General features: G+C 70.1%; 14 protein-coding genes, 1 tRNA gene and 2 pseudogenes. 10 read left to right on the top strand and 7 right to left on the bottom strand.

Features of this window, described 5'->3' with window-relative positions:
- Positions 1 to 605: 605 nt before the first annotated feature.
- Both G3I56_RS16795 and G3I56_RS16800 read right to left on the bottom strand, forming a co-directional pair.
- Positions 606 to 3,176: an FtsX-like permease family protein gene (locus G3I56_RS16795; RefSeq protein WP_164409785.1), complete on the bottom strand. Its 2,571-nt coding sequence runs from the start codon at positions 3,174 to 3,176 to the stop codon at positions 606 to 608.
- The gene (locus G3I56_RS16800) at positions 3,173 to 3,961 is read right to left on the bottom strand and encodes an ABC transporter ATP-binding protein (RefSeq protein ID WP_164409786.1); all 789 of its coding nucleotides are present in this window, start codon (positions 3,959 to 3,961) and stop codon (positions 3,173 to 3,175) included. Before G3I56_RS16800 ends, G3I56_RS16795 begins: the two co-directional genes overlap by 4 nt.
- A gap of 409 nt (positions 3,962 to 4,370) precedes the next feature.
- On the opposite strand from G3I56_RS16800, the pseudogene G3I56_RS16805 reads away from it, so the two are divergent.
- A pseudogene (locus G3I56_RS16805) lies at positions 4,371 to 5,912 on the top strand (MFS transporter).
- 28 nt (positions 5,913 to 5,940) lie between these two features.
- Here G3I56_RS16805 and G3I56_RS16810 read toward each other — a convergent pair.
- The 3 genes from G3I56_RS16810 to G3I56_RS16820 all read right to left on the bottom strand — a co-directional run bounded on the left by G3I56_RS16810 (position 5,941) and on the right by G3I56_RS16820 (position 11,136).
- Positions 5,941 to 6,840, bottom strand: coding sequence for a cellulose-binding protein (locus G3I56_RS16810; protein ID WP_164409787.1), 900 nt, complete (start codon positions 6,838 to 6,840; stop codon positions 5,941 to 5,943).
- Between the two features lie 173 nt (positions 6,841 to 7,013).
- Positions 7,014 to 10,103, bottom strand: coding sequence for an SUKH-4 family immunity protein (locus tag G3I56_RS16815; protein WP_164409788.1), 3,090 nt, complete (start codon positions 10,101 to 10,103; stop codon positions 7,014 to 7,016).
- A 7-nt stretch (positions 10,104 to 10,110) separates the two neighbouring features.
- Positions 10,111 to 11,136 (bottom strand): SMI1/KNR4 family protein, encoded by a 1,026-nt coding sequence (locus G3I56_RS16820; protein WP_164409789.1) that lies wholly within the window; start codon positions 11,134 to 11,136, stop codon positions 10,111 to 10,113.
- A gap of 341 nt (positions 11,137 to 11,477) precedes the next feature.
- Between G3I56_RS16820 and G3I56_RS16825 the strand changes: the two genes are divergently transcribed.
- Both G3I56_RS16825 and G3I56_RS16830 read left to right on the top strand, forming a co-directional pair.
- On the top strand, positions 11,478 to 12,086 hold the full coding sequence (locus tag G3I56_RS16825; RefSeq protein WP_164409790.1) for a YwqJ-related putative deaminase: 609 nt from the start codon (positions 11,478 to 11,480) through the stop codon (positions 12,084 to 12,086).
- 90 nt (positions 12,087 to 12,176) lie between these two features.
- The gene (locus tag G3I56_RS16830; RefSeq protein ID WP_164409905.1) at positions 12,177 to 12,671 is read left to right on the top strand and encodes an SUKH-3 domain-containing protein; all 495 of its coding nucleotides are present in this window, start codon (positions 12,177 to 12,179) and stop codon (positions 12,669 to 12,671) included.
- 38 nt (positions 12,672 to 12,709) lie between these two features.
- Here the strand turns inward: G3I56_RS16830 and G3I56_RS16835 are convergent, their stop codons facing one another.
- Positions 12,710 to 14,029 carry a histidine kinase gene (locus G3I56_RS16835; RefSeq protein ID WP_164409791.1) on the bottom strand — a complete coding sequence of 440 codons (1,320 nt, stop codon included), beginning with the start codon at positions 14,027 to 14,029 and terminating at the stop codon, positions 12,710 to 12,712.
- 178 nt (positions 14,030 to 14,207) lie between these two features.
- Here G3I56_RS16835 and G3I56_RS16840 point away from each other — a divergent pair.
- From G3I56_RS16840 to G3I56_RS16870, 7 genes and pseudogenes are all read left to right on the top strand, one after another.
- Positions 14,208 to 15,074: pseudogene (locus tag G3I56_RS16840) on the top strand (hypothetical protein).
- An 8-nt stretch (positions 15,075 to 15,082) separates the two neighbouring features.
- Positions 15,083 to 15,155, top strand: a tRNA-Gln gene (locus tag G3I56_RS16845).
- Positions 15,156 to 15,268: 113 nt separating this feature from the next.
- On the top strand, positions 15,269 to 16,717 hold the full coding sequence (gene glmU / locus G3I56_RS16850) for a bifunctional UDP-N-acetylglucosamine diphosphorylase/glucosamine-1-phosphate N-acetyltransferase GlmU (protein WP_164409792.1): 1,449 nt from the start codon (positions 15,269 to 15,271) through the stop codon (positions 16,715 to 16,717).
- Between the two features lie 116 nt (positions 16,718 to 16,833).
- The gene (locus G3I56_RS16855; RefSeq protein ID WP_164409793.1) at positions 16,834 to 17,817 is read left to right on the top strand and encodes a ribose-phosphate diphosphokinase; all 984 of its coding nucleotides are present in this window, start codon (positions 16,834 to 16,836) and stop codon (positions 17,815 to 17,817) included.
- Between the two features lie 257 nt (positions 17,818 to 18,074).
- The gene (locus tag G3I56_RS16860; protein WP_164409794.1) at positions 18,075 to 18,659 is read left to right on the top strand and encodes a 50S ribosomal protein L25/general stress protein Ctc; all 585 of its coding nucleotides are present in this window, start codon (positions 18,075 to 18,077) and stop codon (positions 18,657 to 18,659) included.
- A 106-nt stretch (positions 18,660 to 18,765) separates the two neighbouring features.
- Entirely contained in the window at positions 18,766 to 19,368 is a 603-nt protein-coding gene (gene pth, locus G3I56_RS16865; RefSeq protein ID WP_164409795.1) for an aminoacyl-tRNA hydrolase, read from the top strand.
- Positions 19,369 to 19,479: 111 nt separating this feature from the next.
- A complete protein-coding gene (locus G3I56_RS16870) occupies positions 19,480 to 19,998 on the top strand; it encodes a hypothetical protein (protein WP_164409796.1) in 519 nt (172 codons plus the stop codon).
- A gap of 121 nt (positions 19,999 to 20,119) precedes the next feature.
- On the opposite strand, the gene ppc is transcribed toward G3I56_RS16870, so the two are convergent.
- Complete coding sequence (gene ppc / locus G3I56_RS16875; protein WP_164409797.1) at positions 20,120 to 22,870, bottom strand: phosphoenolpyruvate carboxylase; 2,751 nt, start codon at positions 22,868 to 22,870, stop codon at positions 20,120 to 20,122.
- Positions 22,871 to 23,127: the final 257 nt, after the last annotated feature.

The following is a 23,127-nucleotide window of genomic DNA, read 5'->3' on the forward strand; positions in this document are numbered from 1 at the left end:
TGCGCGTAACTCTCCAGCGGTGGTCAGTCGACGATCCGCGCATGGTTGCACCATCTTGGTGACCAGCAGGGACGCCTGCTCAGCACTCACTTCGCCGAAAATGAAGGACATCTCTGTCTCACCGATGTCCGGACGGAGCTTTGACCGGAAACCCTCGCCGATCGGCGGAGTCTCTCCATACTGCGTGAGTGTGGCCTCGTCGGGTATCTCATATGGCGGCTTGCGCCCTCCCCCCACAAATCCCCCAGTGTGCCGCGTAGTACGCATGGGGAGTCGCATTGACTCACCCAATAACACAGAGTACGCACTTCAGTACTGTGTGGTGCCCTCCGGGCCCGTTTTCACCCTCCCGAGGTATGCCTACAAGCCCGCTCTCGTCGGCGACTTGGCTCAAGTAAGACGCGAGCACGTCAAAGAGTCTCGGACGCCGAGGGCCTCGTCCGCTCGGCTTCGCCGGGGTCGATGGCGGACGGGACGAAAGCCACCCGGAACAGATACCGCGTAATGAACGGACCACTGAACACCCCCGGCACAAAGCCCGGCGCCAAGGAGTCCGCAGACTCCCCGGCGCCGGGCTCCCCCGTACCCCCGTTCCCCGTGGCCCCCTAGTCAGTAGCGATAGCGTTCAGCACGTTCATCCGCCCCGCCCTGAACGCCGGCACCAGTGCCGCGATCAGGCCCACGAAGGCCGACCCGACGAACACCCCGCCGATCGTCACCCACGGGATTTCCAGGACCTTCAGGCCCTCCAGGGCCAGCAGTCGCTGGGCCGTCGCGCCCCAGCCCATTCCCAGGCCGAGGCCCAGCAGTGCGCCGAAGAGGGCGATCACCACCGACTCCATGCGGATCATCCGGCGCAGCTGGCGCCGCGACATACCGATCGCCCGCATCAGGCCGATCTCCCGCGTCCGCTCCACCACCGACAGGGCCAGCGTGTTGACCACACCCAGGACCGCTACCACGATCGCCAGGGCGAGCAGACCGTAGACCATGTTCAGGAGCTGGCCGATCTGGTCCTTGAGTTCCTGCTTGTAGTCGGTCTGGTCGCGGACCTGGTACTGCGGGTAGGGGTCGAAGGCCTTCTTCAGCGCCGCGTAGGCCGCCTTCTCCTGGCCCTTCTTCGCCGAGGCGAACATCAGGCTGTTCGGCGGGACCTTGTCGGCCGGCAGGTACTTCTCCATCGTCGCGATGGACAGGTACTGCGAGCCCTTGTCGATGGCCACGTCGTCGTCCGTGATCGCGGCGACCCTGAGCTTCGCCGTCGAGCCGCCCTTGAAGGCGACGGTCATCGTCTCGCCGACCTTCACCCCGTGGTCCTTGGCGTAGGCGGAGCCGAGCGACATGGCGTCCTTGCCGTACGCGGCACTCAGCGTGCCCGAGATCGTGGTGCGGCGCAGGTCGGAGGCGTACGTCGGGTCGGCGGCCGTCAGCTGGGTCTTCTCGGCCCTGCCGTCGGGCGGGGTCAGGGTGACCTCGACCTCCTTGTAGCGGGTGACGTGGGTCAGGCCGGGCGTGCGCTGCATCGCCTGTTCCGCCTGCGGCACGATCCGCTGGTTGCCCTGGACGATGAAGTCCGCGCCGACCGATGCGTCCAGCTCGCTCGTCGCCGAGGCGACCATCGACGAGCCCACCACCGAGAGGCAGGCGACCAGGGCCAGGCCGATCATCAGGGCGGCGCCGGTGGCACCGGTCCGGCGCGGGTTGCGCAGGGCGTTGCGCTCGGCGAGCCGGCCGACGGGGCCGAAGCCTCGCAGCAGTACGGCGCTGAGCATCCGTACGACGGCGCCCGCGAGGAGCGGGCCGATGATGACGAACCCGAGGAGCGTGAGTACGACGCCCGCGCCGAGGACCAGTGAACCGTCGCTCGCCTTGTCGGCGGTGGCGGCCAGGTAGAGGGCGTAGCCGCCGCCGCCGGTCAGGACGAGGCCGATGAGGCCCCGTACGAGGCCCGCCCTGCCGTCGGCCGGGGTGCCGGCGTCGCGGAGTGCGGCCATCGGGGAGACCTTGCCGGCACGGCGGGCGGGGAAGTAGGCGGCGACGACGGTGACGACGACGCCGAGGACCAGACCGATCACCGGGGTGGTCGCCTTGACGGTGAGATCGTCGGTGGAGAGGTTCATGCCGGCCATCGACATCAGTTTCATCAGGCCGATCGCGATGCCGACCCCCGCGCCGACACCGAGAATCGATCCGACGAAGCCGAGCAGCAGCGCCTCGACGAGCACGGACCGGTTGACCTGCTTGCGGGAGGAGCCGATCGCCCGCATCAGGCCGATCTCGCGGGTCCGCTGGGCGACCAGCATCGAGAAGGTGTTGATGATCAGGAAGATGCCGACCAGGAACGCGATCCCGGCGAAGCCGAGCATGGCGTACTTGATGACGTTCATGAACTCGCCGACGCCCTCACGGCTCTCGTCCGCGAACTCCTTCTGCGTCTGCACCTTGAACGTGCCGGCGGCCGTGAGAGCCCGGGTGACGTTCTGCTTGAGCTGCGCGTCGGTGACCCCGCCGACGGCCGTGATGTTGAGCTGGGTGAACCGGCCGGTGGCACCGATGAGTTCACGCTGTGCGGTGGCGGTGTCGAAGTAGACGATGGCCGCACCGGGGTTGGTCACCTTGAAGGTGGCGATGCCGACGATCCGCGCGGTGATGTCACCGGTCTGCGTGATGGTACGGAGCTCGTCACCCATTTTCAGGTGGTGCTTGTCGGCGGTGTCGGCGTCGACCATCACCTCGGTGGGCCCGCGTGGTGCGTGACCGCCGGTGATCTCCATCGAACGCAGGTCGTTGCGCGTCCAGTTGCCCGCGAAGGTCGGCGCCCCGGTGCTGGACCCCATGTTCTCGTTCTCGCTGTTGACGACGGTCACGTTCATCGAACTGACCGCGCCCTCAACCGACTTGACGCCCTGAGCCTGCTGCGCCTTCGCCAGCACGGAGGCCGGCAGCGACTCCGGCACCCCGTTCTGCGGGGTGTCGTCGTTCTTGGCCGCCTTCGGCGACACCGTGACGTCGGGGGAGGTGACCGAGAAGAGCTTGTCGAACGTCGTGTTCATGGTGTCGGTGAAGACGAGGGTCCCGCACACGAACGCCACCGACAGCAGCACGGCCACCGCCGACAGGGCCATCCGGCCCTTGTGCGCGAAGAAGTTGCGCATCGAGGTCTTGAGCACAGTCATGACGTACGCCCCCGCGCGTCGAAGTCCTTCATACGGTCGAGAACGCTGTCGGCGGTCGGCCGGAACATCTCGTCGACGATCCGCCCGTCGGCCAGGTACAGCACCCGGTCGGCGTACGAGGCGGCGACCGGGTCGTGCGTGACCATGACGATGGTCTGCCCCAGCTCGTCGACGGACCGCCGGAGGAAGCCCAACACCTCTGCGCCCGCACGGGAGTCGAGGTTCCCGGTCGGCTCGTCACCGAAGATGATCTCGGGCCGTGCCGCCAACGCCCGCGCCACGGCGACGCGCTGCTGCTGACCACCGGAGAGCTGGTTGGGCCGGTGCTTGAGTCGGTCCGCCAACCCGACGGTCTCGACGACCTGTGCCAGCCAGCCCTTGTCCGGCTTGCGGCCCGCGATGTCCATGGGAAGCGTGATGTTCTCCAGCGCGCTGAGCGTCGGCAACAGGTTGAACGCCTGGAAGATGAACCCGATCCGGTCCCGGCGCAGTTGCGTCAGCTTCTTGTCCTTGAGCCCGGTGATCTCGGTGTCGTCGAGGTAGATCTGGCCGCTGGTCACGGTGTCGAGGCCGGCGAGGCAGTGCATGAGGGTGGATTTTCCGGACCCCGAGGGGCCCATGATCGCAGTGAACTGTCCCCGCGCGATGTCCACATCCACGGTGTCCAGGGCGACGACGCGGGTCTCACCGGACCCGTACGCCTTCACGACCTGCCGCGCCCGTGCGGCAACGGCCGTACGCCCTCCAGTGCCCCCGTGCCTGGTGATGGTTACAGCCGATGTCACGGTATGTCTCCTAAGTCGGTCAGTACGGAGAGCGCACTGACACCCTGGCGATGTGTTGCCCTGCATTGCCTTGCTCTGCGCTGCGCTGCCCTGCGGTATGTCCATGAGTCTGCTGGTGGGAGGGGGTCCGGGTCTCTGGTGCCCAGCGCAGTCTTCTGCGGGGGAAAACCCCACCCCCGAAGTTCAGGAACGCCGCCCCCAGCGGCATAAAGCCAGGTTAAGGACCGCCCGTACCCCGTCTCGTCCTCCGTCGGTACGAACCCTCCCCGAGCCGTAGTAAGGAGGTACCCCTAGGGGCTGTCCACCCCTCGGTGGAGTAGGTCTCGGGGTTGCCTCCACCCTCGCCCCGGCAACGCTCCACCCTCCCGCCGCGTGAAGGTCAAGTGGCAGAGTGGTCGCCGACAGATAGATGCAGGGGGAAAGGAACCCGGTGGACAGCAGCAGCCGCCGTACGGAACCCGCGATACCCGCGATACCCGGCGCGGCGCAGCGCACCGGAATCGACAAGCGGGGGCCCGTCGTCGCCGCGCTCATGCTCGCGATGGCGCTGGCCGCGCTCGACTCCACCATCGTGTCGACCGCCGTACCGCAGATCGTCGGGGATCTCGGCGGCTTCTCCGTCTTCTCCTGGCTGTTCTCGGGCTATCTGCTGGCCGTCACGGTCACCCTCCCGGTGTACGGCAAGCTCTCCGACACCTTCGGCCGCAAACCGGTCCTGATCGCGGGCGCGGCCCTGTTCCTCCTCGGGTAACTCCTCTGCGCGCTGGCCTGGAACATGGGTGCCCTGATCGCGTTCCGGATCATCCAGGGCCTGGGCGGCGGCGCCCTCCAGGGCACGGTCCAGACACTGGCCGCCGACCTCTACCCACTCGAACAACGCCCCAAGATCCAGGCGAAGTTGTCGACGGTGTGGGCGACCGCGGCGGTGGCGGGCCCCGCCGTGGGCGGAGTTCTGGCGGCCTACGCCGGCTGGCGCTGGATCTTCCTCGTCAACCTCCCCGTCGGCGCGGTGGCGATGTGGCTCCTGGCCCGCCACCTCCACGAACCGCAGCGCGACACCTCCGGCCCCCGCCCACGCATCGACTGGGCGGGCGCCCTGGCGGTGTTCGCGTGCGGCGGCGTACTGCTGACGGCCCTCGTCCAGGGCGGCGTGGCCTGGCCCTGGCTGTCGTGGCCCTCAACCGCCTTCTTCGGTACGGGACTTGCGCTGGTGTTCCTCGTGGTCGTGATCGAACGCCGGGCGGCGGAGCCGATCATCCCCGGGTGGGTGTGGCGGCGCCCCACGATCGCGGCGGTCAACCTGGCGCTGGGCGCGCTGGGCCTGCTGATGGTGGCCCCGACGGTGTTCCTGCCGACGTACGCCCAGTCGGTGCTGGGCCTGGCCCCGATCGCCGCCGGATTCGTGCTGTCCGTATGGACGTTGAGCTGGCCGGTGTCGGCGGCACTGAGCCAGCACGTCTACCGCAGGATCGGCTTCCGGAACACGGCGATGCTCGGCATCGGCGCGGCGACCCTGATCCTGCTGGCGTTCCCCTTCCTCCCCTACCCCGGCTCCGCCTGGCAGCCCACGCTCCTGATGCTGCTGCTCGGCGGCGCCCTGGGCCTCTTCCAACTCCCCCTGATAGTGGGCGTCCAGTCGACGGTCGGCTGGTCGGAACGCGGCACGGCGACGGCGTCGGTGCTCTTCTGCCGCCAGACCGGCCAGACGATCGGCGCCGCCCTGTTCGGCGCGGTGGCCAACGGCGTACTCGCGTCCCGGCTGGGCGGCGCGAGCGACCTGGACTCGGTGACCCGGGCGCTGGGCACGGGCGCCGCGCCGGAGGCGACCCGACGGGCGATCGCGGAGGCGGTGCACGCGGTGTACTTCGGGGCGGCGGGTGCGGCGGCGCTGGCGTTCGTGGCCCTGCTGGTACTGGCGCCGCGCCGCTTCCCGGTCCTCGACAGCCCCTAAGGGGCGGACTTCGCGGTACTCCTGGCGCTCATTCGGCCGCCGCACGCCCCGTCAGAGTGGTCAGACTGCTGCGTACGTGGTCCATGTGGGCCTGGACGTCGTCCCACTCCTCCCCGTGGTCTCGCAGCACGCGCTCCGTCTCGCGGGCGATGCGCTCCTCCTGGGCGCGGGCCTCGGTGAGGAGCTCGGCGGCGCGGACACGGGCGGCGTCATCACTCCGCCGGACCGACTCCTCGGCCTCCGCGAAGACCCGCTTCGCCTCGGACAGCGCGGCCTCGGCAGCCGTCACACGATCCATGTGCGCTGCCTCCAGGGCGACTTCGCGCTCGGCGGCAAGCCGTTCCTGCTCTGCCCACCGCTCGGCGTACTCCTTCTCCTGCTCGGCGAGCAGCCCGGAGGTCCGCAGCCGCATCTCGCGCAGCGCGGCCAGCGCCTCTCCCCGCCCCTCCTTGACCTCCCGCCGGGCGCCGATCCGGATCTCGTCGGCCTCGGCGCGGGCGGCCAGCAGCCGGTGCCGGGCACGCTCCTCGGCCTCACCCAGTACGGTCTCGGCGGCGACCTCCGCCGCCTCCCGCAGGGCGTCCGCGCGGGCCTCGGCAGCCGCGATCAGCTGCCGTACCTCGCTCCGCCCCCGCTCCCGCACGGCGCCGGCCTCCTCGACGCCCAACTCCCAGAGCCGCCGGGCGCGTTCACCAAGACTCTCGTACGTCTGCGGGGCGAGCCGCGCGACCGACTCGCGCAGCCGCACCGACTCCGCCTCCATGTCCCTGGCGAGCACGGTCAGCCGCGCGGCCCGCTCCCAGGCGGAGTCCCGTTCCGCGGAGAGCGCGGCTGCGTAAGCGTCGACCTGGTCGGGCCGGTAACCGCGCCCCCGTCCGGCCCCGAAACCGGCCACGAAACCGTGCGACGTCGCTGCGCTGCTCATCATGCAACCCCTCTCCGCGTACGAAGTAATGATTTCGCGCACATCTTGATGGATTGGGGTGAAATGTGCCTAACGCGACACTCCGGGCCGGGTCACGGCCGCTACGAGGATTCGGTACGACGAAGGGGGTGGGTGGCCGTACGGCCACCCACCCCCTTCCGCGTGCGCTCAGCGGGTCACAGCAACCCGTCCCACATCTCCTCCAGCAGCACCGACCACCAGCTCTCCGGCGAGCCGAGCGCCGCCGGGTCGAGGGAGGCGAGCTGGGCCTGGAAGTCGACCGTCCAGCGGCCCGCCTGCTCCTGGTTGAGGCCGTACCGCAGCCGCCACATACGGCCGAGCAGCGCGAGACACCGCGCGAACTCGGGCAGCCCCGTGTTCACGAACTGCGGCGGTACGGGTGCTCCGCCCGGCCCCGCCTCCACGGGCACCGCGACGATGTTCGCCGTCCCGTACTGCACGCAGATCGCCTTGCCGAAGTCGCTGCCCATCACGAGGTACGACCCGGCGTCCGCCGCCGGCCGCACCCCGCGCTCCTGCGCCAGCTCGGCGAGTGTCGGCACCGGCCGCCCCGGCTGGGCCTGCGCCCAGAAGAACGGCCCCATGTCGGCGGGCAGCCCGGCCACGACCAGGGTGTGCGCCACGATCGGCGGCACCCCCTGCCGCGACACCGCCGCCTGGTCGAACCGGAACACCCCGGGCCCGAACGCGGCGGCCATCTCCTGCGCGACCCCCTCCGGGGGGATCGGCGGGGCGGTCTGCACGGGAGGCAGCGGCGTACGAACCGGCCCCGGGCGCGCCGGACCATCCGCCACCTGGTGCAACTCACCCTGATGCGCGAGGAGTTGAGCCATGCCCTGCTGGCGGCTCGCGTGATCGGTGCCGTACGGCGCGATGCTGGTGATCCGGGCGTTCGGCCACTGCTCGCGAATCATGCGGGCGCAGTAGGCACCCGGCAGTTCACAGCTCTCCAACTCGGTGTGGAGTTCGAGGACCTGGTCCGGCGGGATGTTCATCGCCCGCAGCTCATGGAAGATCTGCCACTCCGGATGCGGCGTCCCCGGCGCGGACCGCCGGATCACCTGCTGCTCGGACCCGTCGGGCGCCCGGTAGCGAAGAACGGCCTGATAGCCGGGCCCGACGGTGGGCTGGCCGGGCGGGGGATAGCCGTAGGAGGGGGGCGGAGGCGGTGGCGCGGAGAGGTTGGGAGCGGGCGGAGGCGGAAACCCGGGGGCGTGCGCTGATTGGCCGTGCGCCGACTGGGCGTGCCCCGCCAGACCGGGGGCCGCCAGACCGGGAGCGGGCGGACCAGCCGGCGCGGGCATGCCGGGGACCGGCCGACCGCCGGGGGGCGGGAGCATCGCGCCGGGGGGCATGGAGGACTGGGGGGCGCTGACGGGCGTACCCGGGGCGCCAGGGCCGCCGTGAGCACCCGGGGCACCGGGGAATCCGGGAGCCCCAGCGCCAGCGGCACCGGGAGCACCATGGGCACCTTGCGAGCCAGGGCCACCAGCATTACCCGGAGCACCGGGAAATCCCGGGGCTCCCGGGGTGCGAGGAGCGCCCGGTACGGGGGGCGGCGGCGGAGGCATGCCGGGACCGCCGACCGGAGGACCGGCCAGCACGGTCTCGGCGCGGTGCACAGCACCAGGGGCCCCAGGGACACTGGGAGCACCGGGAGCACCGGGAGCACCGGGAGCACCGGGAGCACCGGGAGCACCGGGAGCACCGGGAGCCGACGGTACGCCTGGCCCACCGGGCACGCCATGCGCACCGGGCCCGCCAGGGGCACCCGGAGGCTGCGGAGCACCCGGGGCACCCGGCGGCCGAGGCACGTTGGGGGCACCGCCCTGATGAGGGTCGGCGAACACGGTCGCGGCCTGGTGGACACCGCCCGGAGGGGTACCCCCGGGCGAGTGGGGAACGCCGGGCCGGTTCGGCCCGCCAGGGGCACCCGGAACGCCAGGCGGACCCGGAGGCAAGGGAGCGCCAGGCGGATTCGGCGCGCCGGGAGGCTGAGGGGCACCGGACACGCCAAGCCGACCGGACCCACCCGGCCCCTGGCCCGCACCCGGAACCCCGGGAGCCGCCGGGGGCTGAGGCGCGTCGGGCCCGCCTGGCCCGGAGAACATCGTCGCGGCCTGATGAACGCCCCCAGAAGGCGCCCCCGCAGGCGAGTTGGGAGCACCAGGCGGATTCGGAACCCCCGGGACACCCGGAGCACTCGGCGCACCCGGCCGATTCGGACCACCGGGCGGACGCGGACCGCCAACCGGATACGCGCCGCCAGACCCACCGGCAGCGGCACCAGAGCCCGCAGCCCCGTCAACTCCATCAGCCCCGAGCGCCGACACGAACTGCGTGGGCACATATCCGCCCGCGGGACCAGGCCCCGGCGGCGGAGGGGGCGGCGACCCAACTCCCGGACGTGCGCCCGGAGTTCCCGGCGCACCTGGTGGAGGCGGGGCGCTCGCGCCCCGGGCACCGCGCGGCGGCGGCGCCTTGCTGGTCGCCGCGTCGGCGATCTCGCCGGCGTTGGACGCGAGCGCACGCCCCGGCGGGCCGGACACACCGGGCGCACCCTGCGGGTAACCGTACGAGGGTTCGCCCGCCTCCTGCGGATACCCGTAACCCTGAGCCCCCGGACCGCCGTTGAAGGCATCCCGGGGACGCGGGACGTCATCGCGGTCGTCGTCGCCCAGCGGCGGCGCGAACACGGTCGCCGGCAGCGGCACGGAACGGTCCTCGCCCGCGTCCACACTGGTCGTGTCGGTCCCGGTCCAGGGCGTGGCCCCCGGCGGCACCGAGTCCACCGGCCCGCCGCCCGAAGAGGCCGCGGAAGCCGGGCCCACCCCACCGCCGGAGGCACCCGCACCCGCCCGCCGGTCAGGAATCCCCAGCTTGTCCGCCGCCTCCTGCAACCACTCCGGCGGAGTCAGCAGGAACGACGTCTGGTTCAGGTCGACCCGCGCCGGAGGCGCCGGTACCGCGTCCTCGACGGAGGCCGCACGGCCGTACTGCTCCTCGTACCGGCGGATCACCTCGCCGACCGGCAGGGCGGGCCACAGGGTGGCCTCGCCGCTGTCCCGGGCCAGGACCAGCCGCTGCGCGCCGCCGTCCGAACGCGGACCCTCCGCGCGGTCCTCCGCCCAGACCACGAACCCGAGCTCGAACTCCCGCACCCGCACCTCCCGGTGCTGGTACGAGGGCACGTCCCCGTTGACCCATTCCTCGGCGCGCTCCTGCGCCTGCGCGAAGGTCACCATCGGTCAGTCACTCCCCCACCGAAGACACCGATGACGCCGAAGACGCCCCGGACGCCGCAGACACCGGCACCGCACGCGCGAAGCCGCCGTCCACCATCAGGTTCGCCACCGTCTCCAGCTCCGGCGGATTGCCCGCGAGCCGGGACAGGAACTGGTCGAAGTCGTCACCGCACGGCAGCAGCAGCCGCTGCACCCGGTCGGCCGGGGGCCAGGCCGGATCGACGTCCCGCGCGTCGTCGTACGCGCTGAACCACACCGAACCGAGCCGCTCACCCTTCACCTTCACGGCCAGCAGACCGCCCTGCACGAAACCGACGCACAGGAAGTCCTTCGTCAAGTGATCCCGCAGACACTTGTTGACGTACACGAGGTCGTTCACCGCCGCCTCGTCCCGCACCGTGAAGAACGGCTGGTCCAGCAGCAGCCCCAGCTCGGCGTCGAGCGCGGTGCCCACCGGCGCGCACCCGCCCGCCGCCTTCAGGAACGACCGGTACGCCCCCGGCAGCCGGTAACCGAGGTCCTCCTCGACGCCCTGCACCTGCAACTCGGTCACCGCCACCGCCGACCTCGGCAGCGCGAAGTGCGCGGGCCGCGTCTCCTGCAGGGGGCGCGTACCGCGCTTGTGCTGGTCGACGGCCGACGTCGCGATCCCGCCGTGATGCCGCAGCAGCGCCTTCACCTCGACCGGGACGAGCTCGAGCCGCCGCCCGCCCGGTACGTGGTGCCAGGTCCAGCCGTGCGGGGTCGCCACCGACGGAATCGTGTCCCACAGCTCGTGCCCGGACGCGGCGAGCGCCGCGTTCGCCGACACGTAGTCCGTCAGCCGAAGCTCGTCGACACCGAAGCCCTCGGGCGGCTCGGCGATCTCCGCCACCGCACGCGCGTAGAGCGAGAAGTCCGGATAGCCGTGTTCGTCGATCCGCACCCCTCTCGGATGCCGAGTGGCCCGTACCGGATCCGGGAAGTGCACGACCTGCCCGGCATAGGCCGCGTTCGGCGGCACGGCTCGCTGCCCGAGCCGACCTGTCGTCATGGCGGTTGCCCCCTGCGGCGTCCTGTAAGGCCTGTACATCAGTACGACCAGTACGTCTGTCACATCACGTCACGACACATCACCCCGTCCACCTGTCAGCACATCAGTGCGGACAGCAACCCGGACGGCGCTGCGGATCGCGGCTGCCCGACAGCCTATGCGGTACGCCGACACCGGTCACCGGCACCGGCCACCGGCCCCCCGCTTCCGTGACCTGCCGTCACCCTGCCGTGACGGTGAGGCGAAGCCCGGGCGTGTCACACCGCCCCAGCTACCGCACCAGCCACGCCATTTGGCACTCTGTGTCCGCCGAGGGGATGCACGGGGGAGGCACCGAGGGGATGACGATCATGAACGCGACACAGACGGGGACACCTACAGGTAGGCCGGCGGGACAGCCGACAGGACGGCCGACGGACAGCTCCGCGCGCACACCGACGCCCGGAACAGCCGGTACGCCCGGCAGACCCGGCGGCGACCCACGAGTCGGCTGGAGCGCCAACGAGACGCCCCGCGTCCCCACCCTCCGCCACCGCCGCGACGGCATACTGCCAACCGTCGCCGCCGCCCTCTCCGTACGCGGCGCGACCCTCACCGGCACAGCCGCACGCGGCGACCAGCCACCCGCCCTGCACCCACTCGTCCAGGACTTCCTGGACACCCTCGCCAGCACCCAGCGCGACCGGTCCACCGGCCGCTGCGCCGAGGCACTCCTCATATCCCGGCACATCAGCGTCGCCGACGAGGCCCGCAGCCGACGCGCCGCCCGCAAACCCATGACCAACGGCGAAGCCCGCAGGACACTCAAACAAGCCAAACTCACCACCCGCCACATCCGCGAGGACGGCGACCCCCTCCACGGCGGCTTCGCCGCACCCTGCCGCTCCTGCACAGCGCTCAGCGCCCACTTCGGCGTCCGCATAGTCGACTCGTCGGCCCCCACCGACTGACGCCCCCACTCACCCCAGGCACCACCGCAAGACGGCGCCGCACCAGGCACACGCTCGCGCCGGTCCATGACCTCGACGATCGAAGGGCAGATGCACACCGACCGCACCTCCACCACCCGCTTCCCCGTGGCCGTCGACGCCGCACTGCGCGCCGCCGGCTGGCAGCCCGGCCGCTGGGACATAAAACAGGCCGAGATCTGGGCCGACGCCCTGCGCGGCCACATCTCCCCCGCCGGACACCGCCACGCGGTCTTCCCGGCCGCCGTGGAAGCCTGGGCGGAATTCGGCGGCCTGCACATCACACCCCCCGGCACCGGCCGCCAGGTCGCCCCCACCGCCCTGCACCTCGACCCCCTGCACGGCCTCCACATGGCCCGCACCCTCGCGGACCTCGGCCGCGCCCTCGACACCGAGGTCTGCCCCCTCGGCGAGGAACCCGAGACCCAGTCCCTGCTGGCCATCGACACAGAGGGCCGCGTCTACGCCCTCGACCACACCGGCGACTGGTACCTCGGCGCCGACGTCGACCAGGCCCTCGCCACCCTCGTCACCGGCCTGGAACCCATACGCCTGACAGCCCCCTAGTCCCCCAAGTACCAGGACACGCCGGGCCGGACCGGGCCCTAGACCGGAATGACCGCCGACACCCGGAACCCCCCGGCCTCCGTCGGCCCGGACACGAACACCCCGCCCAGCGCGGCAACCCGCTCCTTCATCCCGAGCAGACCATTGCCACCGGACGGAAACCGCACCGAAGAGGCAGACGACGGCTCGGGCGGCGGCTCGTTCTCCACCTGCATCGCGATCTCGTCACCCCGATGAGCCAGCCGCACGTGCGTCTTCGCACCCGCCGCATGCTTGTGGACGTTCGTCAACGCCTCCTGCACCACCCGGTACGCGGTCTGCTCCACCAATGCGCCGTACAACCGCACATCCCCCTCGACCGACAGGGCCACGACCATCCCCGCCGCCGCCGACTGCCCGATCAGCTCCTCCAGCTCAGCCAGACAAGGCCCGTCCCCAGCACCATCACCACCCTCGCGCTGAGCAGCACGAGAGGCAGCCACCGCCGCGGCCACACCCACCGCCGCCAACGGCACACTCTGCACCCGCCGCTCCAGCCCGTCCCCGGACCGCAACACCCCGAGCATCTCCCGCAGCTCGGTCAACGCCTGCCGCCCCATGTCCCCCACCAGCGCGGCATTCCGCACAGCCTTCTCGGGATCCTTGCGCGCAACCGCCTGCAGCGCCGCGGCATGCACGACCATCAAACTCACCCGGTGCGCCACGACATCATGCATCTCGCGGGCGATACGCGTCCGCTCCTCGTTCCGCGCCCACTCCGCCCGCTCCTCGGCCCGCTCGGCCAGCAACTGAAGCTCCCGCTCCAGACTGTCGGCCCGCTCCCGGAGACTCTCCATCAGCCGCCGCCGAGCACCCACATACAGCCCGAGAAGCAACGGCGGCGCGGTGACCCCGAGCGACGTGGTGATGGCGACGACAGGAACCAGCCAGTCCCCGATCTTCAGGCTCCCGTCCGCCATGTGCTGATGCGACCGCACGAACGTCACGATGAGCGTCCCCACCATCGCCATCCCGGCCAACGCCCCGATGATCCGCCGGGGCAGCTCGGAGGCGGCGAGCGTGTACAGCCCGACGATGCCCATCAGATAGCCCATCTGGGCCGGCGCGACAGCGATGGACACCAGTACGACGGCGATCGGCCACCGCCGCCGCAACACCAACACGGACCCGGCGACAAGCCCGAACACGACCCCCGCCGCCAACGGGATCCCCGAGTCCCTGGCGAACCGGACCCCCTCCGCCGCACACTCCCCGGCGGACAGCACCGCGAGACCCACGTCAAACGCCGCACTGCGCCACCGGGCCCACCACAACGGCCCGGTCAGGGCCCCGGCGTGGTCTACCCCCGTAGTGGTCATGGGCCCAGCCTACGGGCGCCACCCCCCGCTTTTCCGGCGAGTTTCGACGACCGGCCTACACCACACGGGCTGCCGTGACCACAATCGAACAGAAGCGAAACCCACCAGAATCCCTCGAACTGCTGAATCGCGCACCGTTCGACCCCGGAAGCGATGATTCCGCCCCGAGGCTTTGCCCATGGAACATGCATGTGGCAAGTACGCGGATTTCGAGGCACTGCGGGAGCGGGCGCTGGCGTTGCGGCGGGAGGGCTTGAGCCGCCGCCAGATCCGCGACCAGCTCCTCGTCCACAACAACGACATCCTCAACCGCCTCCTGGAGGGCGAGCCGCCCCCGGAATGAACGAAGCGCCCGAACGCGAAGGACGACCTGCGGCACCGGGCGAGGGAACTCCGACTCCAGGGCTGGACGTACGACCGGATCCAGATGGAGCTGGGGTGTTCGAAGAGCTCGATCTCACTGTGGGTACGAGACTTGCCGAAGCCCGAACCGCGCTACAGCCCCGAGGAGCAGCGGGCACTCATGAATGAGGGGCTCGCGCATCTGCGCGCCGCACAGGACCGAGAGCGCCAAGCCACCAAGGAGAAAGCGGCTGCGGAAGTAGGCGCCTTGACCGAGCGGGAGCTGTTCCTGGTAGGCGTGGGCCTGTACTGGGCCGAGGGCAGCAAGGACAAGCCATACGCACGCCGGGAGAACGTCGCCTTCGTCAACAGCGATCCGGGAATGATCAAGGTCTTCCTGCGCTGGCTGGATCTGCTCGGAGTGGAACGCGAGCGCGTTCGCTACTACGTGATGATCCACGAAAACGCCGACGTGGCAGGTGCCGAGCAGTATTGGGCGGACCTCGTTGGAGCCAACCACTCAGCCTTCAACAAGACGACTCTCAAGAAGCACAATCCCAAGACGGTCCGCAAGAACGTCGGCGACTCCTACCGGGGCTGCCTCGTGATCAAAGTCCGGCAGAGCGCAGACTTGTACCGTCGCATCGAGGGCTGGTGGAGCGGAATCGCTCTTGGCAGCCCGACAAGCTCCGGTAAGGTCTGATGCAGCGATCCGCCGTAGTGTAATCGGCAGCACGGCATCCTTTGGAGATGTTCGGTCTAGGTTCGAGTCCTAGCGGCGGAGCTGCAAAATCGGGTCCTGACAGTCCAGTCAGGGCCCTTACCCATGTCCCCCACGAAACGCCCCGGTATCCTGCGGATGTCCCCCACCCCCTCCGCAGCCGAAGGGCACCACCCGTGAGCGCCAATCGCCCCGCCGCCGTAGTCGTACTCGCAGCGGGTGAGGGCACCCGTATGAAGTCGGCCACACCCAAGGTCCTGCACGAGCTCTGTGGCCGTTCCCTGGTGGGTCATGTGCTCGCCGCCGCAGGCGAGTTGGACCCCGAGAACCTGGTCGTCGTCGTGGGCCACGCCCGTGAGAAGGTCACCGCCCACCTGACGGAGGCCGACGCCGGTGTCCGTACCGCCTTCCAGGCACAGCAGAACGGCACCGGTCACGCCGTACGCATGGGACTCGAGGAGTTGGGCGGCACCGTCGACGGGACCGTTGTCGTCGTCTGCGGCGACACCCCGCTCCTCACCGGGGACACCCTCCGCACCCTCGCCGCCACGCACGCCGCCGACGGCAACGCCGTGACCGTCCTGACCGCCGAGGTGCCGGACGCGACCGGGTACGGGCGGATCGTGCGGGACGGGGCCTCCGGGGCGGTCACCGCCATCGTCGAGCACAAGGACGCGACCGACTCGCAGCGGGCGATCCGTGAGATCAACTCCGGTGTCTTCGCCTTTGACGGGCAACTCCTGGCCGACGCGCTGGGGAAGGTGCGGACGGACAACAGTCAGGGCGAGGAGTACCTCACCGACGTGCTCGGGATCCTGCGTGAGGCCGGGCACCGGGTGGGGGCGTCCGTGGCCGCCGATCACCGGGAGATCGCCGGGATCAACAACCGTGTGCAGTTGGCCGAGGCGCGTCGGATCCTGAACGAGCGGCTGCTGACCGAGGCCATGCTCGCCGGGGTGAGTGTGATCGATCCGGCCAGTACGTGGGTCGACGTGACGGTCACGTTCGAGCAGGACGCGATCGTCCACCCGAACACGCAGCTCCAGGGCGCGACGCATCTCGCGGAGGGTGCCGAGGTCGGGCCCAACTCCCGGCTCAAGGACACCCGGGTGGGGGCCGGTGCGCGGCTGGACAACACCGTGGCCGACGGTGCCGTGGTGGGGGCGCAGGCGCTCGTGGGGCCGTACGCCTATCTGCGGCCGGGGACCCGCCTCGGGGTGAAGTCGAAGATCGGTACGTATGTCGAGACCAAGAACACGTCGATCGGTGACGGGACGAAGGTGCCGCATCTGTCGTATGTCGGGGACGCGACGATCGGTGAGTACACGAACATCGGTGCGGCGAGTGTGTTCGTGAACTACGACGGGCAGGACAAGCATCACACCGTCGTCGGGTCGCACTGCAAGACGGGTTCGGACAACATGTTTGTGGCGCCTGTCACGGTCGGGGACGGTGCTTACACCGCGGCCGGCTCGGTGATCACGAAGGATGTGCCGCCCGGTTCACTGGCCGTGGCCCGTGGCCAGCAGCGGAATATCGAGGGCTGGGTGGCTCGTAAGCGTCCGGGTAGTGCGGCGGCGAGGGCGGCCGAGGCGGCTGCCCGGGAGGCGGGCGGCGAAAGCTGACCGGAAACAGTCCGGTCCGACTCGGGCTACCGTGATAGATGCACACCCGCACACCCCCAGCTGAGCAGGCCTCCCAGGGCTGATCACGGCTGAGAAACCTCCGAGGAGACAGTGCTGTGACCGGGACCAAGACGACCGGCGAGAAGAAGAAGATGATGTTCTTCTCCGGCCGCGCCCACCCCGAGCTTGCCCAGGAGGTCGCCCAGCAGTTGGGGGTCGGGGTTGTGCCGACGAAGGCCTTCGACTTCGCGAACGGCGAGATCTACGTCCGTTACGAGGAGTCGGCGCGTGGCGCGGACTGCTTTGTGATCCAGAGCCACACGGCTCCGATCAACCAGTGGATCATGGAGCAGTTGATCATGATCGACGCGCTGAAGCGTGCGTCGGCCCGCTCCATCACCGTGATCGTGCCGTTCTACGGTTACGCGCGGCAGGACAAGAAGCACCGTGGACGTGAACCGATCTCGGCGCGTCTGGTCGCGGATCTGATGGCGACGGCGGGTGCGGACCGCATTCTGACCGTGGATCTGCACACGGACCAGATCCAGGGCTTCTTCGACGGTCCGGTCGATCATCTCTTCGCGCTGCCGCTGCTCGCGGACTACGTGGGCGACAAGGTGGACAAGGGCAAGCTGACGGTCGTCTCGCCGGACGCGGGCCGGGTGCGGGTCGCCGACCGCTGGTGCGACCGGCTGGGTGCGCCGCTGGCGATCGTGCACAAGCGGCGTGACAAGGATGTGGCGAACCAGGTGACCGTCCACGAGGTCGTGGGTGAGGTCAAGGGTCGTGTGTGTGTTCTCGTCGACGACATGATCGACACCGGTGGGACGATCGTGGCGGCGGCGGACGCGCTGTTCGCGCACGGTGCGGAGGACGTCATCGTGACGGCTACGCACGGTGTGCTGTCGGGTCCGGCGGCGGACCGGCTGAAGAACTCTCGGGTGAGTGAGTTCGTGTTCACGAACACGCTGCCGACGCCGGGTGAGCTGAGTGCCGACCTGGACAAGATCACGGTACTTTCGATCGCGCCGACGATCGCGAGTGCGGTGCGTGAGGTGTTCGAGGACGGTTCCGTGACGAGCCTGTTCGACGAGCACTGACGAACACTTTCGAACAGACTCGTCCCATCAGCTCTTCTACCTGCGGGTTTCTTGTCCGCCGGATCTGCTGAATCGCTTCTGCATGATCAATTTTTCTGCGGCCTCCCCTGCCGAGTACTCTGTTGGAGTTGCTCGGCGAGGGAGGCCGTACCCGTGTGGTTCGCGGGCCGGTGATCCGTTATCGACGCGCTCTTCGTAGCAGGCCGTTCGTGGCCGGGTGACCTGTCCGTCTCTCACCCGTACGAGGAGTGAAACGCATGTCCGAGGTAAAGCTCACCGCCGAGACCCGCACCGAGTTCGGCAAGGGCGCCGCCCGCCGCATCCGCCGCGAGGCCAAGGTTCCCGCGGTCGTCTACGGCCACGGTGCCGAGCCCGTTCACATCACGCTGCCGGGCCACGAGCTCCAGCTCGCCCTGCGCAAGTCGAACGTCCTGCTCACCCTGGACATCGAGGGCCGCACCGCGCTGGCGATCCCGAAGGCCGTGCAGCGCGACCCGCTGAAGGGTTACCTGGAGCACGTCGACCTGCTCACCGTGAAGAGCGGCGAGAAGGTCACCGTCGAGGTCTACGTCCACACCGAGGGCGACCTGGCCCCCGGCGCCTACCTGCTCGAGCACGTGCTGAGCACGCTGACCGTCGAGGCCGAGGCCACGCACATCCCCGAGTCCGTCACCGTGTCCATCGCGGGCCTGGAGGCCGGTGCCGCCATCCTCGCCAAGGACATCCCGCTGCCCAAGGGCACCACGCTGGTGATCGACGAGGACGCGGTCGTCCTCCAGGTCCTGGCCGCCCAGGCGGAGGAAGCCCCCGCCGACGGCGAGGCCGCGACCACCGAGGCCTGACTTTCCCGGAGTCCCGGTCCGCCGGCCGCCGTTCCCACCAGGGGCGGCGGTCGGCGTGTATCAAGGCCCGAATCAAGTCCCGTACCAAGGCGCGTATCAAGGAGAGATGGACGTGACGACCGACGCGGGCGGCCCCTGGCTGATCGTGGGTCTCGGCAATCCCGGGCCGGAGTACGCGATGAACCGGCACAACGTGGGGTTCATGGTGGCCGACCTGCTGGCGGGGCGGATCGGCGGGAAGTTCAAGCGGGCCGGGAAGGCGCAGGCGCAGGTCGTCGAGGGGCGTGTCGGCCCGCCGGGACCGGCGAGCCGTCGGGTGATTCTGGCCAAGCCGACGTCGTACATGAACCTGTCGGGCGGGCCGGTGAACGCGCTGCGCGAGTTCTACAAGGTGCCGCTCGACCGTGTCGTGGCGGTCCACGACGAGCTGGACATCGACTACGGGGTTCTGCGGCTGAAGCTGGGCGGCGGGGACAACGGCCACAACGGTCTGAAGTCGATGACGAAGGCGATGGGCCCGGACTACCACCGGGTGCGGTTCGGGATCGGGCGTCCGCCGGGCCGGATGCAGGTGGCGGATTTCGTGCTGAAGGACTTCTCGTCGGCGGAGCGCAAGGAGCTGGACTACTTCGTGGACCGGGCGACGGACGCGGTGGAGTCCCTGCTGACCGAGGGCCTGGAGCGGGCGCAGACCGCGTACAACTCCTGAGGCCGGAGAGACTCCGGAGAGACTCCGGGGGCCGCTGGTGAGGCGCGGGATACGTGCGTACAACTGCTGACTTTGTCGGGCAGGAGTTGACCGATCGCCCGACCATGGCCAATGATCCCGGCCATGCCAGCCACCGCCCACCGGCGCAAGCCCGCCCCCGCCGTACTGCGGCTCGGGCGTCTGGGGCGGCTCGGGCAGTTCGCGGTGATGGGTACGGTCGCCGCGCTGATCCTGATCGCGGGTGTGTGGGCGTCCTGGGGGTCGGCCCAGCACGTGATGCTCAGCAAGGGGCGCGAGCAGGGCACGATGACCGTGTCGGGGTGCGAGGACGGTGTCTGCACGGGGTCGTACCGGCCGGTGTCGGTGGGGTCGACGGCTCGGGGCCGGGTCGTGCTGGACCAGTCGGTCGGGGTCAGTGAGGGCGAGACGTACACCGTGGTCGTGAAGCCCGGCAGCCGTGACGTCGTACGGTCGGGGCCGGCCGGTTTCCTGTACGCGTGGGTGCCGCTGGGCGGGGCGCTGCTGCTCGCGTCGGTCGTGGTGGCGGGCGGGCTGGGGCTGACGCGGACCGGCTGGGCGCTGGCCGGGAGCGGTCTGGCGCTGGTGACCGCGGCCTGGGTGGCGTTGTAGGCGGACGTTGCAGACGTGGGGTCGCGGACGACGTGAGGGTGCCCTCGTACGCGTGGAACGTGTTTCCGCGTACGAGGGCACCCTCGACTGTTTGCGTCGGTTTTCGGCCGGTTCGGCCGGTTCAGCCGGTGTTGCGCAGGCCCGCCGCGACTCCGTTGACCGTGAGGAGCAGGGCGCGGGCGAGGAGCGGGTCGGGGTCGGCGCCCGCCGCCGCGTCGTCGCGCTGGCGCTTGAGCAGGGTCACCTGGAGGTAGGAGATGGGGTCCAGGTAGGCGTCGCGGATGGTGAAGGTCTGCTGGAGGACCGGGTTGGCGTCGAGGAGCTTGTTCTCGCCGGTGATGCGGAGGACTTCGCGGACCGTCAGTTCGTGTTCGGCGCGGATGGTGTCGAAGACGTGCTTGAGGTCGTCGGGGACGAGGGTGTCGACGTAGTGCTGGGCGATGCGCAGGTCGGTCTTCGCGAGGGTCATCTCGACGTTAGAGATGAAGTTGCGGAAGAAGTGCCACTGCTCGTGCATCTCGTCCAGGACCGTGTCCAGCCCGGCTTCCCTGAGTGCCTTCAGGCCTGAGCCGACGCCGAACCAGCCCGGCACGATCTGCCGTGACTGGGTCCAGCCGAAGACCCAGGGGATGGCGCGCAGGCCGTCGAGTCCGGCGCCGGAGTCGGGGCGGCGGGACGGGCGTGAGCCGAGGTGGAGGTCGGCGAGCTGGTCGACGGGGGTGGCGGCGAAGAAGTACGACGGCAGGTCCGGGTCTTCCACCAGCCTGCGGTAGGCCGAGTGGGCCGAGTCGGAGACGAGGTCCATGGCCGCGTCCCAGCGGGCGAGGGACTCGTCGGACTGGCGGGGGGAGGTGTGCAGGGCGGAGGCCTGGAGGGTGGCGGCGACCGTCAGTTCGAGGTTCTCGCGGGCGAGCGAGGGGACCAGGTACTTGTCGGAGATCACCTCGCCCTGCTCGGTCACCTTGATCTCGCCCTCCAGGGTGCCCCAGGGCTGCGCGAGGATCGCGTCGTGCGAGGGGCCGCCACCGCGGCCGACGGTGCCGCCGCGGCCGTGGAAAAGCCGCAGCCGGACGCCGTAGCGGTGTGCCACGTCGCGCAGGCGGCGCTGGGCGCGGTGGATCTCCCACTGGGAGGTGGTGATGCCGCCGAACTTGGAGGAGTCGCTGTACCCGAGCATGACCTCCTGGACGTCGCCGCGGAGTGCCACGAGGCGGCGGTAGGAGGGGTCGGAGAGCATGTCTTCGAGGATCGTGTCGGCGGCCTTGAGCTCGTCGGTGGTCTCCAGGAGCGGCACGATGCCGATCTTGGCCCAGCCGGCGTGCAGGTCGATGAGTCCGGCCTCGCGAGCGAGCACGGCGGCGGCGAAGACGTCGTCGGAGCCCTGGCACATCGAGATGATGTACGACTCGATGACCTCGGGTCCGAAGACGGCGAGGGCCTTCTTGACGGTCTCGAACACGCCGAGCGTCTTGGTGCCGGCCGCGTCGAGGGGTGCCGGGGTGGGCGCCAGGGGCCTCCGGGACCGCAGTTCCTTGGCGAGGAGCTTGTTGCGGTACTCGCGGGGCATGTCCTCGTACCGCCAGGACTCCTCGCCCAGGCGGTCGAAGAGCTGGCCGAGGGTGTGGTGGTGGGCGTCGGCGTGTTCGCGTACGTCCATGGTGGCGAGCTGGAGGCCGAAGGCGGCGAGGGTGCGGATCGTGCGGTCCATGCGGCCGTCGGCGAAGAGGCCGCCGCGGTGTTCGCGCAGGGAGCTCTGGATGAGGGTCAGGTCCGCGAGGAGCTGGCCGGTGCCGAGGTAGTCGCGGCCGGGGGCGTGCGGGGTGCCCTTGGCCAGGCGCTGCTTGGTGTTCTCGAGCTTCTGGCGGATGCAGGTGGCCTTGAGCCGGTAGGGCTCTTCGGCGTTGAGGCGCTTGTAGCGGGGGCTGATTTCGGGCAGGAGTTCGATGTCGGCCCGGAGGGACTCCAGGAGTTCCTCGGTGGCGCCCGTGTAGCGGATCGAGTTGGAGAGGAAGCCGCGCAGCTCGTCGATCAGTTCCAGGGCGTCGTTGATGCCGTGCTCGTGCTGGAGGATCAGGACGTCCCAGGTGACCTGCGGGGTCACGTTGGGGTTGCCGTCGCGGTCGCCACCGATCCAGGTGCCGAAGGTGAGGGGCCGGGTGTCGTCGGGAAGCCTGACCCCGACGCGTTCGAGTTCGGCGGTGAGGTCCTCGAGCACGTCCCCGACCGCGCCCGCGTGCAGTTCGTCGAGGTAGTAGATGGCGTTGCGGGCCTCGTCGGCCGGTTCGGGGCGTACGACGCGCAGTTCGTCCGTCTGCCAGACGAGGTCGATGTTCTCGGCCAGACGGGTGTCGTAGCGGCGCCGGTCCGCCTCGATGACGGGGGTCTCCAGCAGGGCGGCGATGCGGCGCAGCTTGTTGAGGACCGAGCGCCTGGCCGCTTCCGTGGGGTGGGCCGTGAAGACCGGGCGAACGTTGAGGTTCTTGACCGTGGCGCGCAGATGGTCGGGGTCGGCGTCCTTGAGGCGGTCGGCGGTGCGGGCGAGGAGGCTGCCCTCGGCGGCTCGCTTGGCGCGCAGTTCGCGGCCTCGGTGGACCTGCTCGGTGACGTTGGCGAGGTGGAAGTAGGTGGAGAAGGCGCGGACGAGCTTGGCGGCGGTCTCCAGCTCGATGCCGCGCAGCAGCTCGGCGGCGGCCTCGCCGTCCTCGCGGGTCAGGCGGCGGACCTTCTCCACGAGTTCGAGCAGCTCAGGGCCCTCCTGGCGGACGAGGGTCTCGCCGAGCAGGTCTCCCAGGCGTCGGATGTCGGCGCGCAGTTCACTGCTGGTCGTCGTGGCGGCCATGTCGGTCTGGCCACGGTCGTCGGCACTGCTCACAGGTGCGGCTCCTTGCAGTGTGGAGGCTCGGCGGGTGGGTACCCGGCCGGTGTCCGGGCGGCTCGACCGCCCCGGAACCGGGTGTCGGGCGGCATAGGGGCTGGGCATCCGGGAAGAAATGGGAGCGGACCGCGCTGTCCGACCGACTCAAGGATAGGTGTCGAGGGGGACGCGCAGAATTTTGGGCTCTTGCCGCCGGGCAACGCGCTGACATACTTACGACGCCGTAGGTTACGCAACCGTAGGGAGCCTGGATC

This window comes from Streptomyces sp. SID12488 (assembly GCF_010548275.1).
Lineage (GTDB): Bacteria > Actinomycetota > Actinomycetes > Streptomycetales > Streptomycetaceae > Streptomyces.